Genomic DNA, 17,105 nt, shown 5'->3' on the forward strand with positions numbered 1-17,105 from the left:
GGCCGGCCCGCCACCCGTTCGGTGAGCACCACGTTTTTCGGCTCACCCGCGGTATGCGCTTGGATAAGAGCGTGACCGTACATGACATAACTCGGCAGCTGCCCGAGATCGCCGAACTCCGCGACCACTGCCGCTCGCTGGCGATGCTGGAGGCGATCCTCAGCCCCGACTGGGAGAGCCGCTACCACTCCTTCGCCGCACGCTGGTCGGAGTCGGAGGAGATGGCCTCGATGCGCAACGGCTCGGGTGCCGAGTACTCCATCGTCTTCTCCTCGGCGGGTGCCTACATCCGCGGTTTCGACCACGAGTCGGCGATGAGCCCTTATGCCGAGGACGGTCCGTGGCCCGGGGTGCTCGACGAGGTGCCCGAGGTCTTCCGCGGTTACGTCGAGGAGCCGGCCTTCACCGACGAGGACGGCATGCCGGTGGTCACCGCGTGCCTGTGGCGCGAGGCCAAGGACGACGCCTGGCGCGCCGGGACGATCGACTTCCCCGAGGTCAGCAGCGGCGACCCGGACGGCTCGGGGTACCTCTTCCAACTGCTCACGGACCGCTCGGCGGAGGCGTTCCAGCAGTTCGCCGAGGACTACTACGAGGTGCCGGTGGATCTGGCGGCGATCCGGCACATCCTCGCCCTCGGCCCCCTGACCGACGAGGTGGTCGCCGCGGTCAACCCTCATGTCGCCCTGGCCGAACTGGCCGAGGACATCACCGAGATCGGCTACCCGCGGGGCTGACGCGGGTCAGGGCAGGCAGAGGTGGAGCACGCACACCTGCCGGGTCGGCGTCGCGGAGGCCGGAGAGGTGGGCGGCCGGGTGCTCGCCGTCGGGGCGGGGGAACCGGTCGCGCTCGCGCCGGTGGCAGCCGAGGTGACCGGACGGCGGCCCCCGGTGGTCACAGCGGGCGTCGTGGCCGCCGGGGACGGGGACGCACCGGCGCCGGCGCCGGGCCTGGTCGGGTCGGGCGTCGTGGCATCGCGCGACGAGGTCACCACGTCGATGTCCCCGCCCGACGGGGCCGGAGCCGCGGTGGTCGCGCCGGGCGACGGCGAAGCCGTCCGGTCCGGGGCGGAGACCGGGGCGGGGCCCTTCGAGGCGGCGGCGACGGCGGCGAGGGTGAGGCCGCCGCCGAGGAAGGCGACAGCGGCGGCGACCGCGGCACGGCGGCGGTTCACCCGCCAGCGGCCGGCCTGCAGCCGCCGGCCCGCGCGGCCGTCACGCAGGGCTGGGGCGTCAGGGTCCCGCGGGTGCGTCGGGTCCTCGGGGCCCTCTGAGCCCGCTGGGCGCTGCGGGTCCGCAGAGCCCACGGGACGCTCCGGGTCCGCGGTGCTCTCCGGGTCCGCGGAATCCGCGGGGCGCTCGGAATCCGTGGAGCCGGCGGTGCCCTGCGGGTCCGCAGCATCTGCCGGGCGCTCCGAGTCCGTGGAGCCCATGGGGTGCTCCGGGTCCGCAGGGCCCACAGGACGCTCGGAGTCCGCGGTCTTCTCCGGGTCCGTGGAGCCCGCGGTGCCCTGCGGGTCCGCAGCATCCGCTGGGCGCTCCGGGTTCACGGAATCCGCGGAGTCCTCGGAGTCCATGGGATCGTCCGGGGCCGCGAGGCCCGCGGTGGCCGGGCCCGGAGTGGCTTCCGCCTCGGGGGTCACGCTCTCCCCGGCTGCCGGCCTGGGCCGCGCCTCGCCACCGTCCTGCCGCCGGGGCCGGTCCGCGGCGCGCTCGGCCCCTCCGGCCTCCTCCCCGGTCGGCCCGGCCGTGGCGCGCTCGGCCGCCGGGTCCGCCTGCCGTGCCGCCCGGGCCCTCGCGACGGCTCCCCGCGGGTCTATGTCGGGGGCGTACGCGCCGCATCCAGGACAGACGAGGGCGCCGTCGAGGGGACGACGGCAGGTGGAGCAGTGGTCCATTCGCGGTCTTTCTGTGCCGGCTGCCGCCACCGGAAGACGCCGGTGCCGTGCTCACGTTCGCCCGCGACCGGGCAGCGCGCAACGCTAACAGCCGCTTCTGAAGGGGTTGCGCACGCCGTGTGATGCTCTTGAAAAGATCGCCACCACGAGTCAACCGCCGCTTCCGCGGCGGCAGTTGACCGTAACCGGACCGCCGCCCCTCAGGACGCCGAGCCGAGCGGCACGGCCCGCACCCAGACGCGGTCCTCGGTGAGATAGCGGTCCACCCGCAAATCCGCGGCGGCGAGCGCGGACTCGAAGGCGTCCTTGGTCAGGGGGCGGGCCAGGAAGGTCTGGGTCCAGACGGCGTCGGGGAAGACATACTCGGAGTGGACGGAGTTGACGCCGTCGCCGACCGGCTCGACGGAGAGGATGCGGACCGTATAGCCGGCCGGATGGACGATTTCACGCGGGACGTCGGCGTGGTAGTCCTCCCCCTCGCGCTGGATGAGGACGCAGCCGTCGTCGGCGACATGCCGGCGGCATGCGGCCAGCAGCGCGTCGCGCAGGCCGGTCCGGGCGGCGTGGACGAGGAAGGAGGCCAGCATGACAACGTCGAACTTCTCGTCCAGGCCGAGGTCTTCGATCGGACCGCACACGGTGCGGGCCCCGCGGACGTGGGCGAGCATCTCAGCCGACTCGTCCACCGCGGTCACGGTGAACCCGAGGTCCAGCAGCGGATGTGTCATCCGGCCGGCACCGGCGCCCAGTTCGAGGATGCTCGCGCCGGCCGGCACGGCGCCCGCGATGATGCCGGGTTCCGCGCCGATGGACAGCCGGGTGTAGAGCTCCACCGCGCAGCCGTCCGGCGTGATCGGCCCCGGACCCGTCCCTGCGTACCCTGCCCGCGTCTTGGGAGTCATGTCCGTGCAACGGGCCGTCGGAATCCGGGGTTCCCGCCCGTGGTTCCGGTCCGGCCGCCGGGCGCGCTCCGGTGACCGGTCCGGAGCGGCGCCGGGTGGCTGCCCTGCGGTGCGGATCTCCCGCGCTACTCTGCTGCCCCGACCGCCCCGAGCAGCAAGGGAATCCCCGTGAAGCTCCTCCAGACGCTGCGCACGCGCGACCCGGGGTTCGCGGCTCTGCGCCGGGCAGGCCGGGCCGGCATCCTCGCCCCCGGGCTCTTCGCGGTCTCCGAGAAGGTGATCGGTAATCCGGCGATGGCGATCTTCACCTCGGTCGGCTCGATCGCGCTGCTCCTCTTCGTGGATTTCGGCGGCACGATGCGGGAACGGCTGGCCGCGCAGTTCTCGCTGATTCTCACCGGGGCGGTGCTGATCTGCCTGGGGACGCTCGCCTCACAGGAGGTGTGGGCGGCGACGCCGGCGATGTGCGTGGTCGGCTTCGCGGTCCTGTTCTCCGGGGTGGTGAGCTCGGTGCTGGCCGGGTCGGCCACTTCGCTGCTGGTCGGTTTCATCATCGCGGTCGCCGTGCCGGCGCCGGCCGGCAGCATCCCCGAGCGGCTCGGCGGCTGGTTCCTGGCGGGCGCCGCGTCCCTGATCGCGGTCGGCCTGCTGTGGCCGCTGCCGGTGCGTGAGCCACTGCGGGCGGCGACCGCGAGATCCTGCGCGCTGCTCGCCCGCCGGCTGCGGGCCGAGGTGGACTGCATACGGACCGATGTCGCGCCGGGGCGCCGCGCGGCCCGGGACGAGCTGATCGCGGAGTCGGACGCGGCCGTGGCGGCCTTGCGTACCTCGTTCTTCGGTACGCCTTACCGCCCCACCGGGCTGACCGCGGCGGCCCGGACCCTGGTCCGGCTGGTCGACGAGGTGGTGTGGCTGGCGGAGATCCTGCGCCAGACCCCGCAGGACGGGCCGGCCGTGGTGTCGGACGCCGAGGTGTGCGAGGTGAAGCTCGCCGCGGCCGATCTGCTCGAACGCGGTGCCGACCGGCTGGAGTCGGCGGTCGCCGACCCGGACGGCCTCCGGCTCGGCCTCCGGCGGCTGCGCGACGCCCGGGCCGCCATGGAACAGGCGGTGACCTCCGCGCTGCCCCGGGGGGCCGCCGCCGACACCGATGTCGAGGGGTTCATCGGCTCACTCGAACCGAGCTTCCGCGCACAGGAGTTGAGCTTCGCGGTGGCCGCCATCGTGCGGAACATCGAGCTGACGGTGACCGCCAGGGACCGGGTCTGGTGGCAGCGCCTGCTGGGTCCGCGGCCGGAAGGGGTGCCCACCGTCGTGTCGTCGGTGCGGGAGCGGGCGGGGGCGCATGTGGACCCGCACTCGGTGTGGCTGCACAACAGCGTCCGCGGCGGCATCGCGCTGGGACTCGCCGTACTGGTCGCCGAACTCACCGGTGTGCAGCACTCGTTCTGGGTGGTCTTCGGCACCATGGCGGTGCTGCGCTCCAACGCGCTGCTGATCGGGCAGAACGCGCTGCGCGCACTGCTGGGCACGGTCGGCGGCATCATCGTCGGCGGCGGGCTGATCTACGTCGTCGGCTCGAACACCACGGTGTTCTGGCTGCTGTTGCCGCTCGCCATCGCCTTCACCGGGCTGGCGCCCGCGGCGATCTCGTTCGCGGCCGGGCAGGCGGGTTTCACCGCCACGCTGCTCATCCTCTTCAACATCATCGATCCGGCGGGCTGGTCGATCGGGCTGGTGCGGATCGAGGACGTGGCGATCGGCTGCGCGGTGAGCTTCGGCGTCGGGGTGCTGTTCTGGCCCCGGGGCGCGGGGGCGGCGCTGGGCCGGGCGATGGGTGACGCGTTCGCGGAGAGCGGCCGGTATCTGCTGTCGGCGGTCACCTACGCGGTGACCCGGTGCGACAGCGTGGTGCCGACCGCCGCCGAGCCCGGCGAGGAGCGGCGGGAGGCGGCAGCGGCGGCCCGGCGGCTGGACGACGCGTTCCGGGAGTTCCTGGCCGAGCACGGCACCAAGCGGCTGCCGCTGGCGGACGTCACCGTCCTGCTCACCGGGGTCGCGGTGCTCCGGCTGACCGCGGACGCGATCCTCGGGCTGTGGTCGCACGACGACGGTTCGGCGGCGGGCGAACGGGCCGCGGCCCGGGCGGAGATCCTGCGCGGCGGAGTGCGGCTCGGCGACTGGTACCGGCAGGCGGCCAGGGCCCTCTCCACCGGCGGTGAGGTGCCGGATCTGATGCCGCGCGACCCGGCCGCCGAGGACCGCCTGACGGACGCGGTCCGCCGTGATCTCACCGGTGGTGACGGCCGGGGCACCGGGACCGCGATCAAGCTGATCTGGACCGCCGACCATCTCGATGTCGCCCGGCGCTTCCAGAGCGCGATCGTGGCGCCGGCCAGGGCCGCTGCCGCGTCGCAGCGCCTCGCCCGCCGGCCCCGCCTCCTGAGCCGCTTCGCGCGCGCCGCGGCCGGCGGCTGAGCACCACCCCCGGCGGAAAGCTCCGGCCGGTGAGGAGTGGGCGCGGCCCCGGTGAGACCTGGGCCGCTACCCGTCAGAACTGTCCTTGCCCGCACCGTTCACGGTCTCGATGCCGGCCAGGATGAGATCGATACCGGCGAGGAACTGCTCGCGTGCGGGCTCTTGGCGACGGACGCCACGAGTTGCGCTTCAGCGACGGCGCCACCGTCACCGCCGGCGTGCTGGTCGGGGCGGACGGGGCGTGGTCGCGGATCCGTCCGCTGCTGGCCGACGCCACCCCGCAGTACGTGGGCGTCACGTCCGTCGGGACGAACGGCGCCGCACAGGCATCGTGACCCGCAGCCGCACGACCACGGCTCAGCCGGTGATCCCGCCGGACGGCTAGTAGCCGAGCAGGCTCTGCACGGTGTAGGCGCACTCGGTGTAGATGTAGCCGTTGCGGAGCTTCACCGTGTCCGTGCCCGGGGTGTCGTCGGAGTCGTCGGCGGGCTTGTGGAGGAAGTACGTGGTGCCGGGCGGCAGGCTGATGGTCTTCTTCGGGTAGCTCTTGCCCGACTTGCAGGCGGCGCCCGAGGCTTCGGCCTGCGTGGCGTAACGGTGGCAGGAGCCGCAGCCCTTGAGGGTGAAGCGGCCGGTGACCGGGCCGGTGTAGAGGACCTCCACCGCGTCGGGGCTGTCGTTGCTGACCGTCATGCTGATGCCGCCGGCGGTCGAGGTGGTCGGCATCCGCTTTCCGGCGTCCGGTTCCTCCTGGGCTATCTCGGCGGCGATGGTGATCTTGCCGGCCAGCGTCCGGTTCCGGTTGTGCGGATACGCCTTGACGAAGCCGTTCAGGGTGTCGACGGCTTCCTCGAAGTCGCCGGTTCTGTACTGGTGGACACCGCAGGAGTACGTACCGGACTGCACATAGCCCGCCGCCTTGCGCGAGTCCGCACCCAGCGCGTCACCGAAACCGGCGTCCTTGCCGCCCTTGTCACCGAGGCTGGTGGCGCGCAGCCCGAGGTCGCGGAGCCGGTCGGTGGCGGTGCAGGGATCGCTGCCCGTGAGGCCCTTGGCGGCCTTGTCGATGGTGGCCTTGACGGCCGGTTCGACCTTCGCGGCCTGCGGGGACTTCGGGAAGGTGGTCAGCAGGTCGGCGAAGGCGTCCTCGTCGTCCCTGCCGGGGGTGGCGGACTCCGCCTGGTCGAGGCCGCTCGCCCCGCACTCGTACAGCGAGGTCGCCAGCCGGTCGTCGGGCCATGAGGCCAGTTGGCCGAGGCCGTCCTTGCCGAAGGTCGCGGGCACGGTGCGCAGGTACGTCAGCGGCGCTATCGCGTCGCAGTACTTCTTCTGGTCGTACGGCGCGGCCACCGTCGTGTAGTACGTGGTCAGCCGGCTGGGAACGCTCCGGCCGGCCCGGGAGTCCGGGTGGTCGTCGTGCAGTTCCTTGTACGTCGCCAGCGCCTTGCGGTAGTCGCTCTCGCCGGCCGAGAAGGAGGCGGCCTTGGCGGTCCGCACCAACTGGTCGGCGGTGGCGAGCCGTTCGAGCAGCATCTTCTGGGTGGCCTCGTCGCGGGCGTTGCCGTAGAGGACGGACCCGCCGACCGGGACGGCGAGCAGCACCAGGCCGAGCAGCGCGGCGATCGGTGACTGTGGCGGCCAGACCAGCGGGGTGCGCAGACCCCGGGCGGCGCCGTGCAGGGCGGCGAGGACCAGGAAGACCAGATAGGCGATGACGGGTCCGTGGGAGATGCCGTCCGGGGTGGCGGGCAGGGCTGTGACGAGCAGGATGCCGGTCACCAGCCAGCAGACGACCATCGCGAACCAGCGCCGCATCAGCGCGTAACCCAGGCCCAGCCCGCTGAGGTTGAGCAGGCCGACGGCGACCGCGCGCAGCGCGTCCGGCGGTCCGGGCGGGGCCGGCGGCGGGTAGGCCGGCATGTTCGGCGGGTAGGCCGGCGGGGGCGGTGGGGGCGGTGGGAAGCCCCCCGTACCGCCGGTTCCGCCGCTTCCCCCGTACTGGTCCCAAGCCACCGTGACTCCCCCCGTCATGCCCTTGACCACGGCACCTTTGACAGGCGCACGCTCACTGTGTCCGGGGAGCTTACCGGCAGGGCCGCACAGCTCACCGATAGGGGGTTGGACGTGCGCGGACGGTCCGGTGGTTCCCGTGTCCCGCACCGGAGGCGCCCGGCCAACGGCCGCGGGTGCGCGGCGTGTTCAGCCGCCGGAGATCGAGGTGAGGATTTCGAGGCGGTCGTCGGGGCCCACCGGGGTGTCGAGCTCGGCCGGCCCGAGCAGCGCGTCGCGCAGGATCAGTCGGTGCGAGGCGCGGAGCTCGCCCTCCGGGGTGAGCAGCAGCGGCGCCAGTACGGGGTGCTGTTCGGTGAGTGCGGTGAGGGCTTCGCGGACGGTGGCGGCCGGGTACTGGAGCCGGCGCCGGTAGTCGACATAGCGCAGCAGCGAGCCGGCGCAGACGATCACCATGGTGGTCCTCCCGGGGTGAAGGTCTCCAGGGCGAGGGCGTGCGGCTCGCCGCGGGCAGAGGTGATGCGGTGGACGAAGGCGGGCCCGGTGTCGTCCTGGTAGGCGGTGGTGGTCAGCCGGGCGGTCTCCAGCAGGCCGAGCGGCTGGTGGAGGTCGAAGGCCAGCTCGCGGTGGCGCAGTGCCAGGGTCGCGAACAGGTGCGCGGCGGTGGTCTCCTCGGCGAGCAGCAGTGCTTCGCGGCCCTCGGCGAGCAGGTCGGGGAGGGGGACGAAGGTCCACTGGTCGCCCGGCTCGCACAGGTGCCGGTGGGCGGTGACGGCGCGGTGGTGGTCGGGGGTGAGACGTTTGGCGGTGGCTTCGAGGTGGGTGACGCGGTCGGCGAGGGTGGAGTGCCGGCGCCGCGCGCCCTGCTCGTCGGGGCCGAGCCGGGCGAGGAGTTCGTCCGGGAGACTGCCGAGGGTGGCGCCGCACAGGGTGCCGGGGGTGAAGCGGGAGACGGTGGCGGTCAGCCGCACCTCGGCGAAGTCCCCTGCGGCGTCGCGGAAGACGGTGTCGCAGCTGACGGTGACGTTGCGGGGGCGGCGGAAGACGACGTCCGTCTCGCGGTGGAAGGAGGTGGCGGTGAGGAAGGTGAACGGCCGCGGGAAGCGGAGTTCGGCGGTGGCCAGCGGGAAGCCGACGCCGTAACGGCTCATCAGCTCCGCCACCGGCCGCAGGTGTTCCTCCAGCCAGCAGGACCAGCCGTCGACGGCGAGGGAGAGCAGGGTGCGGGGGTGGATCTCCACTTCGCCGAACTGGGTGGGGTTGCTCCTGACCCGTTCGGACACGGTACGGACCACGGCCGGTTCACCGCTCCCGGGCCGGCGGCCGCTCGGTGAGCAGCCGGCTGCGGGCGGCGCCGCGGCGCCACTTGCCGCTGGTGGTCTTCGGCAGCCAGCGGGGCGGCACGATCCGCACCTCGACGGCCGCCAGGCCCAGGTGTTCGGAGATCCGGCCGGCGATCTCCCGTGCCAGCCGGGCGTGTTCGGCCGGGTCGGCCGCCTCCGACTCGGCGACGAGCATCAGGTGTTCGTCGGGGTCGGTGGGGTTCATCGCGAAGGCGACACACCGCTCGCGGTGCACCCCGGGGACGGCGCGGGCGACCGCTTCGGCGTCCTCGGGGAAGTAGTTGACGCCCCGGACGATGATCATCTCCTTGGAGCGGCCGGCGATGAAGAGGTGCCCGTCGAGCAGGAATCCCAGGTCGCCGGTGCGCAGCCACGGCCCGTCGAAAGAGGCCGCGGTGATCTCCTCCTCGTGCAGGTAGGCGGTGGTCAGGGAGCGGCCGCGCAACTGGATCTCGCCCAGGGCTCCTTCCGGGCAGGGCTTGCCGGCGGCGTCGGTGATCCGGGTCCGTACGCTGTCCACCGGCCGGCCGGCGGACACCACCGCCTTGGCGTTGCGGTCGCCCGCCGGGACACGTTCGATGCGGCCGGCCGCGAGCAGTTCGCGGTGCAGGTACTCGATCCGCGGTGGGGTGCCGGGTTCGCAGAGGGCGGCGACCAGGGTGGCTTCGGCGAGGCCGTATCCGGGGCAGAGCACGTTCGGCGGGGCGCCGGCCGCCTCGACGGCCCGGGCGAAGCGCTCCAGTGTCCCGGGGACGACCGGTTCCGCGCCGTTGAGGCAGAGCCGGAGCCGGGAGAGGTCGAGGGTGGAGATCCAGGCGGGGTCGGCGGCCGAGGCCATCCGTTCGTAAGCGAAGTTGGGGCCGGCCAGGCAGGTGCCGCCGCAGGCCGCCACGTACTCGAGGAAGGCGCGGGGCCGGCGGATCAGGGTGAGCGGGCTGACGATGTGCAGGTCGCCGCCGTGGAAGAGCTGGACGAGATCGGTGACCAGCCCGAAGTCGTGGTAGTGCGGGAGCCAGTTGACCCAGGTGTCCTCGCGGGTGACCCGGCAGGCGCGGGCGAGCGCTTCGACCCCGTGCACGGCCGCGGTGTGGGTCAAGGTGACCCCGCGGGGCGCGCTGGTGCTGCCCGAGGTGAACTGCACGATGGCCAGCGCGTACGGGTCGGGGTCGCCGGTACGGACCACGGCGCCCTGGGCGTCCATCGGGATCAACCGCAGCGCCGGCCGCAGGCGTCGCAGGAGTTCGGCGCAGGGGGCGAGTTCCGGCGCCACGATCAGATGGCGCATTCTGGTGGTGTCCACCAAGGGGGCGAGCCGCTCCGCCTGGGTCTGCGGGCTGCCGAGGCCGGAGAGCGCGGGCATCGCGGTGGCGGCGGCGCCGTGCCGGAGCACGCCGAAGAACGCGGTGAAGAACGCCGTGCCCGGCTCCGCCAGCAGGCCCACCACTTCGTCGCCGCCCACCTGGTGGGTGTGCAGCACATCGGCGAAGAGCGCGGAACGGTGGGCGAGTTCGGCGACCGTACAGCGCTCCCCGGCCTCGGGGAAGACCAGTTGTCTCCCGCCGTGCTGCCGGGCGGCCTCGTCGAGAGCGGCGGGCAGGGTGCCGGGAACCGTACCGGCCGGGGAACCGGTCAGGGAACCGGCCGGGGAATCGGGTGCGGAATCGGGTGGTGTCCCGGGCCCGGTGCTCATCGGCCGCTCCCGGCGGGGCTCGCGGTGCTGATCCACTCCTCGTACGCCAACAGGTAGTCGTCCGAGGCGAGCGGACTGCGCAGTACCGCGTCGGGTATCGCGAACGCCTCGGTGAGCAGGGGCAGTTGGACGGCGAGGTCGCCGTGCAGCTGGTGCCGTCGTGCTTCCAGGGCGGCGGTCTCCTTCGGGCCGAGCAGACCGTGGCCGACATACCAGCCGGCGGTCTCCTCGACGCAGCTCAGCGTGTACACCTCGGCGAGGTCCGCCAGCAGGGCGCGGGTGGCGGGGCCTGCGGCCCGGTCGGCGGCGGCGAAGAGCGCCGCCGCGGCCGAGCGGCGCCCGCAGGTCTCGGCGAGCAGCCGGACCTGCTCCACCTGCTCGTTCCAGGTGCCGAAGACCGAACCGCGGGCCTTCTCCCCGGCGCGCAGCCCTTCCACGATGTCCTGGCGCAGGCCGACCGCCCGCCGGCCGAGCAGCCACAGCCACCAGCGGCCGGACCCGGCGGGCGGCTCGTGGCCGGCGGCTGCGGCGCCGGGGTCGGTGCCGTCCTCGGTGCCGGGGTCGGTGCCTGTCTCAAGACCGGTCTCAGTACCCGCCTCGGTGCCGGTGCCGGCTTCCCCGCTGCCGTCAAAGCCCGTACCCGCCTGCGCACCGCTGTCCGCCTGCCCGGCCAGGACCGCGTCGGGTTCGTCCAGGAGTTGCCGGCCGGCCTTGATCATGATGACCTCGTTGTCGCCCTCGGCGGTGGTCACACCGTGGTTGACGACCAGGTAGTCCATGATCCGGTTGGTCGAGAACAGCCCCTGGGCGCCGCAGCGTTCGCGGCACACCCCGAGCACCCGCTGTGTGTTCCAGGTGGTCAGCGCCTTGGTGAGGGCGACCTGCCGGATGGTGGCCTCGTCCATCGGGCGGCCGGCCGAACGCACCGCCGCCACCGCGTTCTTGGTGTCGTTGAGCAGGAAGGTCATCGCGTACGTGGCGGCCAGGCAGTCGGTCAGTGCCGTGAAGTGGGTGCGGTAGTCGGCGAGGGTGACCTGGCCGCGGCCGGGTGCGAAGGTCCGGCGCTGCCCGGCGAACCGCACCGCGATGGCCAGCCCGGCCCGGGACATCGCCAGTGAACCCGCGGTCAGGCAGATCTTGCTGCCCTCGATGTTCTCGATCGAGCCGAGGAAACGGGCGATCTTGTTGCGCAGCAGGCCGTCGAGCGTGCCGTCCGCGGCCAGTTGGGCGCGCTCGTCGGTGGCGAGCAGGGCGTCGAGCCCGAGGCGCACCCGGTCGAAGGAGGTGACCGCGTTGTCCAGGGCGAGGACCGGCTTGGGCGGCAGCGGCACGATCCGTACGCCCGGCGCCGGGCGCACTCCGTCGGACAGCCGCACCAGGAAGGGCAGGATGCCGCACTCCCGGTCCCCGACGAAGGTCCTGGCCAGCACGACGCCGAGCTTGGGGACACCGTTGAGGGTGGTGTTCGGCATGAACTTGCTCGCCGCCGGGCGCGGGGTGTTCAGCACGAACTCCCGGGCCGCCGGGTCGAAGCGGGCCTCGGTCTCCAGCGCCACGAGGTTGTTGCCGTAGGCGAGTTCACTGGCCAGGAAGACGCCAGCCACGCGCAGGTCCTCCAGTTCCGCCACCAGCGGGGCGAGGTCGGGGCGTTCGCCGACCAGCCTGAGCAGCCCGCCGAGGACCAGGTTGTAGTGGGAGGTCATCACCGCGAAGAGGGTGCTGTCGGTGATCGCCGCCCATTCGTGCAGGGCCGTCAACCGGTGGACGTCGGCGAGGAGTTCACGAGCCGGCCGGACGGTCTCGTTGAGCCGCGCCAGCCGGGCGTACGCACGGGCGGTGACCCCGGCCGGTGTCGTGGGCGCCGCGTGCGTCCCGTCCGGGCCGGCGTCGTCGTACGCGGCGTTGGCGAAGTGGGCGGCGAGGCCGGCGTGCAAGGACTGCCGGCCGTCGGTGAGCAGGGCGGTGAGTTCTGCCGCGGTCGCGGCACGGGCGGTGTCCGGTGTCTCCCCGGCGCCCGTCACCGTTCCGGTTCCCCGGCCTGTACCGGATGTGCCTGAACGTAATCGAGAACGTCCCTCGGGGTCGCGATGCGGTCCAGCTCCGGGTTGCTGATCGGGACGTTCAGCTTCTCTTGCAGGGCTTCGGCGAACTGCACCATCGCGAGCGAGTCGAAGCCGAGTTCACGGAAGGAGGAGTCGAGCAGATCCTCACCGCGGGCCGGAAGACGCCGGGTGTGGGGCAGGCATTCCTGCATCAGTTCTTCGAGTGCGCCGACGGACAGGGCTTCCACAGCATCACACTCCCAGCGGCGGGAACCTTGGGGAACTCTTCACCGTAGGTGACCTGCCGCGTCTTCTTTTGTAGTTGAACGCGCACAGCGTGTCCATGGTCAACTGCGGGAGGCCGGAAACGTCCCGTGAACCGGGCCGGGGATTGTGCTTCCGGCATGTGCCGGCGGCGCGAATCCGGTGGCGGCCCGGCCGCGGCCGTCCTGGGCGGCGGGCCCGGCCGCGGCGCCCGGCGCGCACCGGGCGATACTGGGGCTCCGTGGCGGAGAGTGGGAACCGCGCGGGGAGCCGTCGTGGAGGAACCGTGCCGACCGCAGAAGAACTGATCAGTGCGGCGTCCATCCGCCGGCTCGGGGAGATCCTCCGGGCGGTGGCGCCGCAGGAAAGCGACTGGCGGACGGTTACCGCGAGCAGCCGCCGGCTGGGGCCGCTGGCGCTGGGCGAGCGGGCCCGCACGGTGGCCGCCGCGATCCTCGCGGACCTGCCCGGCGGGTACCGCCCGCTGGCCGCCGTCGTACGGTCCGCGCTCGGCGAGCCGGAGCTGACCGGGTGGATGATCTGGCCGGTGACGGAAGCGGTCGCCACCGCCGCGACCGCCTCGGAGCAGCCCGCGGACTTCGCCGACGGCCTCGCTCTGCTGGCGGCACTCACCCCACGGCTGACCGGCGAGTTCGCGCTGCGGACCTTCCTGAACGCGGACCTCGGCCGGACGCTGGGGATCGTACGGGAGTGGACCGGCGACCCGGACCCGGCGGTGCGGCGGCTGGCCACCGAGGGCACCCGCCCCAAGCTGCCCTGGGCCAAGCAGGTGCCCGGTCTCAACCGCGAGCCGGGACGGACCGTGCCGATCCTGGACCTGCTCCACAAGGACGCGGACGAGGCCGTACGCCGCTCGGTCGCCAACCACCTCAACGACCTCTCCCGGCTCGCCCCCGAGCTGGCCGTCGCCACCGCGGAACGCTGGCTCAAGGACCCGGACGGCGCCACCCGGGGGCTGGTGCGGCACGCCATGCGCACCCTGGTGAAGAAGGGCGACCCGGCGGCGCTCGGCCTGGTCGGCTTCCGCGGCGAGCGGGACGCGCTGGCGGTGACCGGGCCGGAGCCGGCCGCCCGGGAGATCACGGTGGGCGACGAGCTGGTCTTCACCGCGGCGATCCGCAACACCTCGGCGGAGCCGGTGGTGCTCGCGGTGGACTACGTCATCCACTACCAGAAGGCCAACGGCAGCCTCGCGCCCAAGGTCTTCAAGCTGGCCAAGCGGACCCTGGCGCCGGGCGAGAGCGTCGAACTGGTGCGGCGGCACTCCTTCCGCCCGATCACCACCCGGGTCTACCACCCGGGGCCGCACGCGCTGGAGCTCCAGGTCAACGGCCACCGCTTCGGCCGGGCCGGCTTCGTCCTGCACACCACGGACCGGGCGGCCGGCTGACATCAGCCGGCCGCCCGGTCCATGAGGGGGTTCGCGCCCCTACTCGACGTCCACCCAGTCGAGCGTCCGCTGCACCGCCTTCTTCCAGCCCGCGACGCCGTCCGCGCGCTGCTTGTCGGTCCAGTTCGGCTCCCAGCGGCGCGACTCGTGCCAGTGCTCGCGCAGCTCGTCGGTGTCCCGCCAGAAGCCGGTGGCCAGACCCGCCGCGTAGGCGGCGCCGAGCGCGGTGGTCTCGGCGACGACCGGCCGGCTGACCGGCACACCGAGCACGTCGGCCTGGGTCTGCATGCACAGGTCGTTGGCGGTGACACCGCCGTCGACCTTGAGCACGTCCAGGTGCACCCCGGAGTCCTGCTCCATCGCCTCGACCACGTCGCGGCTCTGGTAGCACATGGATTCCAGCGTGGCCCTGGCCAGGTGGCCGTTGGTGTGGAAGCGGGCCAGGCCGACGATCGCGCCACGGGCGTCGGAGCGCCAGTACGGCGCGAACAGTCCGGAGAAGGCCGGCACGAAGTAGATGCCGTCGCTGCTCTCGACCGTCTTGGCCAGCCGCTCGCTCTCCGCGGCGTTGGAGATGATGTGCATCTGGTCGCGCAGCCACTGCACCGCGGAACCGGTGACGGCGATCGAGCCCTCCAGCGCGTAGACGGCCGGCTGGTCGCCGAACTTGTAGGCGACCGTGGTGATCAGGCCGTGCTCGGAGTGCACCGCCTCGGTACCGGTGTTGAGCAGCAGGAAGTTACCGGTGCCGTAGGTGTTCTTGGCCTCGCCGGGGGCGAAGCAGACCTGGCCGACGGTGGCCGCCTGCTGGTCACCGAGGACGCCGGTGATGGGGATCGCGGCGTTCAGCGGCCGGGAGGTGCGGGTGGTGCCGTACGCCTCACGGTCGGAGGAGGGGTTGATCTTCGGCAGCATCGCCCGCGGGATGCCGAAGATGCCCAGCAGTTCCTCGTCCCAGTCGAGCGTCTCCAGGTCCATCAGCATGGTGCGGCTGGCGTTGGTGACGTCGGTGGCGTGGATGCCGCCGTTGGGGCCGCCGGTGAGGTTCCACAGCACCCAGGAGTCGGTGGTGCCGAAGACCGCGTTGCCCTGCTCGGCCGCCTCGCGGACCCCGTCGACGTTCTCCAGGATCCACTTGATCTTGCCGCCGGAGAAGTACGTGGCCGGCGGCAGACCGGCCCGAGACCTGATCAGGTCACCGTGGCCGTCCCGCTCCAGCGCCTTGGCGATGGAGTCGGTACGGGTGTCCTGCCAGACGATCGCGTTGCAGTACGGCCGGCCGTTGCGCGGGTCCCACACGACGGTCGTCTCACGCTGGTTGGTGATGCCGATCGCCGCCAGATCGGTGGGCGCGATGCCCGCCGACTTCACGGCGTTCTGGATCGCGACGTTGGTGCGCTCCCAGATCTCGATCGGGTCGTGCTCGACCCAGCCGGGGCGCGGCAGGTACTGGGTGTGCTCCAGTTGGTGCTTCGCCACTTCGTTGCCGTCGTGGTCGAAGATCATGAAGCGGCTGCTGGTGGTTCCCTGGTCCACCGCGCCGACGAAGTCCGCCATGGTGTACTGCCTCTCGATGGGTTGGCGTTCGGGGTCAGGCGGCGGGCTGGGAGGTGGGCGCGCGGCCGGGCGGCTCGGGTTCGGCGGTCGGCAGGAAGTGTCCGACGAAGAGCTTGTAGAACACCCCGCCGATCAGACCGCCCACGATCGGGCCGGCGATCGGCACCCAGAAGTAGAGGTTGCCCCATTGATCTCGCCAGGCCGTGTCGTAGCCGGTGATGTAGCTGGCCAGTCGGGGGCCGAAGTCACGGGCCGGGTTGATGGCGTATCCGGCGTCGGTGCCCCAGGCCATACCGATGGCGACGACGACCAGGCCGATGATGAACGGGCCCAGGTTGGCACCCGGCGGGGTGCTCAGCACGTCGGTGATCGCGAGGATCAGGATCAGCAGGATGGCGGTGCCGATGACCTGGTCACGGAAGGCGCCCCATTCGTGCACCCCCGCGGTGGTCGAGCCGTTGCCCGGCAGGGTGGAGAAGACCGTCTGCGTCTTGATGGTGTGGCCGGGGTCGAATTTGGCCAGCACCTCGGTGTAGTTCCACCGCACCAGCAGGGCGGCCGCGAAGGCGCCGAGGGTCTGCGCCACGGCGTACGGGGCGACCTTCTGCCAGGGGAAGCCCCTGAAGGCCGCCAGGGTGATGGTCACCGCCGGGTTCAGATGCGCACCGCTCAGTCGGGCGGCGAGGTAGACACCGAGCGTGACGCCCAGTCCCCACGCCCAGGAGATGCTGTCGTGGTTGCCCAGCCCTCCCGGAGGGGTGGTCAGGCCACCGCCGGCGACCACCTGGGCCACCACACCGGTGCCGAACAGAATAAGGATCATCGTGCCGGCGAATTCCGCCGACAGCTCGCCGATCAGTCCTGATCCGCGCGCTCGTGCCGCCATGATGCCTACTTTCCGCCGGTCGTACGGAGCCGGCTGTGGCTCGTGTTACCCCCGGATTTCCCTTCACACTGGAGCACGCGCCGACGGACTCGGCACCTGGGGTTGGGCCGCCCGAAGTACCCGGGCCACATGGCCCACGCAGGTGCCCGGCGGATCCGGACACGGCGCTGTATCCGTCATTTCCCGTTCCCGGTACGGGAGTTCGGGTAGACGCCTGCCATACCTGGTCTAACACCCAACCGACGGGCCGGGAAGATCGGAGACACGCATCATGACCAAAGCCAAGACCGGCGGGAAAACCCAGACCAAGGCGAACACCAAGGTCACCAAGGCCAAGCCCGCCTCGGCGGCCGGCCGGACCGTGACGAGCTCCAAGGCGTCCAAGGACGCGAAGAGCGCCGCGGCCAGCGCCCTGTCCCAGACCCCGGGCAAGGCGGAGAAGAAGCCCGGCAAGAAGGCACTGACCGCCGCGGCGAAGGTGCTGGGCGACAAGAAGGCCACCAAGGCGGAGAAGTCGAAGGCGGCCGGCACCCTGGCACGGGCCGTCTCGCGCGGCGGGAAGTGAGGCTGCCGGAGGTCGCCTGCTCCGAGTCAGGTGATCTCCGGCCGCATCCTGGGCAGGCG

At 72.5% G+C, this 17,105-nt stretch carries 14 protein-coding genes and 2 pseudogenes; 5 read left to right on the plus strand and 11 right to left on the minus strand.

From position 1 onward, the window contains the following. Positions 1–53 precede the first annotated feature (53 nt). Positions 54–737 carry a hypothetical protein gene (locus OG552_RS03745; RefSeq protein WP_329129558.1) on the plus strand — a complete coding sequence of 228 codons (684 nt, stop codon included), beginning with the start codon at positions 54–56 and terminating at the stop codon, positions 735–737. Positions 738–743: 6 nt separating this feature from the next. On the opposite strand, the gene OG552_RS03750 is transcribed toward OG552_RS03745, so the two are convergent. The 3 genes and pseudogenes from OG552_RS03750 to OG552_RS03755 form a co-directional block, all read right to left on the minus strand. Continuing rightward, entirely contained in the window at positions 744–1,643 is a 900-nt protein-coding gene (locus OG552_RS03750) for a hypothetical protein (RefSeq protein WP_329129561.1), read from the minus strand. 33 nt (positions 1,644–1,676) lie between these two features. Next, a pseudogene (locus tag OG552_RS36385) lies at positions 1,677–1,898 on the minus strand (SCO2400 family protein); the annotation flags it as partial. Between the two features lie 200 nt (positions 1,899–2,098). Beyond that, positions 2,099–2,800: a class I SAM-dependent methyltransferase gene (locus OG552_RS03755; RefSeq protein WP_329129563.1), complete on the minus strand. Its 702-nt coding sequence runs from the start codon at positions 2,798–2,800 to the stop codon at positions 2,099–2,101. Positions 2,801–2,968: 168 nt separating this feature from the next. Between OG552_RS03755 and OG552_RS03760 the strand changes: the two genes are divergently transcribed. Both OG552_RS03760 and OG552_RS03765 read left to right on the plus strand, forming a co-directional pair. Then, the gene (locus OG552_RS03760; protein WP_329129565.1) at positions 2,969–5,278 is read left to right on the plus strand and encodes an FUSC family protein; all 2,310 of its coding nucleotides are present in this window, start codon (positions 2,969–2,971) and stop codon (positions 5,276–5,278) included. 149 nt (positions 5,279–5,427) lie between these two features. After that, a pseudogene (locus OG552_RS03765) lies at positions 5,428–5,589 on the plus strand (FAD-dependent monooxygenase); the annotation flags it as partial. A gap of 70 nt (positions 5,590–5,659) precedes the next feature. On the opposite strand, the gene OG552_RS03770 reads toward OG552_RS03765, so the two are convergent. The 6 genes from OG552_RS03770 to OG552_RS03795 form a co-directional block, all read right to left on the minus strand. Continuing rightward, positions 5,660–7,198, minus strand: a complete 1,539-nt coding sequence (locus OG552_RS03770; protein ID WP_329129566.1) for a tetratricopeptide repeat protein — start codon at positions 7,196–7,198, stop codon at positions 5,660–5,662. A gap of 279 nt (positions 7,199–7,477) precedes the next feature. Continuing rightward, complete coding sequence (locus tag OG552_RS03775; protein WP_329129569.1) at positions 7,478–7,744, minus strand: MoaD/ThiS family protein; 267 nt, start codon at positions 7,742–7,744, stop codon at positions 7,478–7,480. Next, positions 7,738–8,571: a hypothetical protein gene (locus OG552_RS03780; protein ID WP_329129570.1), complete on the minus strand. Its 834-nt coding sequence runs from the start codon at positions 8,569–8,571 to the stop codon at positions 7,738–7,740. Before OG552_RS03780 ends, OG552_RS03775 begins: the two co-directional genes overlap by 7 nt. A 19-nt stretch (positions 8,572–8,590) precedes the next feature. Continuing rightward, complete coding sequence (locus tag OG552_RS03785; RefSeq protein ID WP_329129571.1) at positions 8,591–10,321, minus strand: AMP-binding protein; 1,731 nt, start codon at positions 10,319–10,321, stop codon at positions 8,591–8,593. Next, entirely contained in the window at positions 10,318–12,342 is a 2,025-nt protein-coding gene (locus tag OG552_RS03790; protein WP_329129573.1) for an acyl-CoA dehydrogenase family protein, read from the minus strand. The genes OG552_RS03785 and OG552_RS03790 overlap by 4 nt, the downstream gene beginning before the upstream one ends. Then, positions 12,339–12,611 (minus strand): phosphopantetheine-binding protein, encoded by a 273-nt coding sequence (locus OG552_RS03795; protein ID WP_329129574.1) that lies wholly within the window; start codon positions 12,609–12,611, stop codon positions 12,339–12,341. The genes OG552_RS03790 and OG552_RS03795 overlap by 4 nt, the downstream gene beginning before the upstream one ends. A gap of 302 nt (positions 12,612–12,913) precedes the next feature. Here OG552_RS03795 and OG552_RS03800 point away from each other — a divergent pair, with 302 nt between their 5' ends. Next, positions 12,914–14,038, plus strand: a complete 1,125-nt coding sequence (locus OG552_RS03800; RefSeq protein WP_329129576.1) for a DNA alkylation repair protein — start codon at positions 12,914–12,916, stop codon at positions 14,036–14,038. 39 nt (positions 14,039–14,077) lie between these two features. Here the strand turns inward: OG552_RS03800 and glpK are convergent, their stop codons facing one another. Together glpK and OG552_RS03810 are read right to left on the minus strand one after the other, a co-directional pair. Then, positions 14,078–15,595: a glycerol kinase GlpK gene (gene glpK, locus OG552_RS03805; protein ID WP_329129578.1), complete on the minus strand. Its 1,518-nt coding sequence runs from the start codon at positions 15,593–15,595 to the stop codon at positions 14,078–14,080. A 34-nt stretch (positions 15,596–15,629) separates the two neighbouring features. Then, a complete protein-coding gene (locus tag OG552_RS03810) occupies positions 15,630–16,481 on the minus strand; it encodes an MIP/aquaporin family protein (protein ID WP_329129580.1) in 852 nt (283 codons plus the stop codon). Between the two features lie 271 nt (positions 16,482–16,752). Here OG552_RS03810 and OG552_RS03815 point away from each other — a divergent pair, with 271 nt between their 5' ends. Next, on the plus strand, positions 16,753–17,046 hold the full coding sequence (locus OG552_RS03815) for a hypothetical protein (protein WP_329129581.1): 294 nt from the start codon (positions 16,753–16,755) through the stop codon (positions 17,044–17,046). Positions 17,047–17,105: the final 59 nt, after the last annotated feature.

The organism is Streptomyces sp. NBC_01476 (assembly GCF_036227265.1).
Lineage (GTDB): Bacteria > Actinomycetota > Actinomycetes > Streptomycetales > Streptomycetaceae > Actinacidiphila.

Excerpts from the sequence above, each read along its gene's own strand:
- OG552_RS03745 (WP_329129558.1), top strand. The coding sequence starts at position 54 with ATGCGCTTGGATAAGAGCGTGACCGTACATGACATAACTCGGCAGCTG.
- OG552_RS03755 (WP_329129563.1), bottom strand. The coding sequence starts at position 2,800 with ATGACTCCCAAGACGCGGGCAGGGTACGCAGGGACGGGTCCGGGGCCG.
- OG552_RS03770 (WP_329129566.1), bottom strand. The coding sequence starts at position 7,198 with ATGCCGGCCTACCCGCCGCCGGCCCCGCCCGGACCGCCGGACGCGCTG.
- OG552_RS03775 (WP_329129569.1), bottom strand. The coding sequence starts at position 7,744 with ATGGTGATCGTCTGCGCCGGCTCGCTGCTGCGCTATGTCGACTACCGG.
- OG552_RS03785 (WP_329129571.1), bottom strand. The coding sequence starts at position 10,321 with ATGAGCACCGGGCCCGGGACACCACCCGATTCCGCACCCGATTCCCCG.
- glpK (WP_329129578.1), bottom strand. The coding sequence starts at position 15,595 with ATGGCGGACTTCGTCGGCGCGGTGGACCAGGGAACCACCAGCAGCCGC.
- OG552_RS03810 (WP_329129580.1), bottom strand. The coding sequence starts at position 16,481 with ATGGCGGCACGAGCGCGCGGATCAGGACTGATCGGCGAGCTGTCGGCG.
- OG552_RS03815 (WP_329129581.1), top strand. The coding sequence starts at position 16,753 with ATGACCAAAGCCAAGACCGGCGGGAAAACCCAGACCAAGGCGAACACC.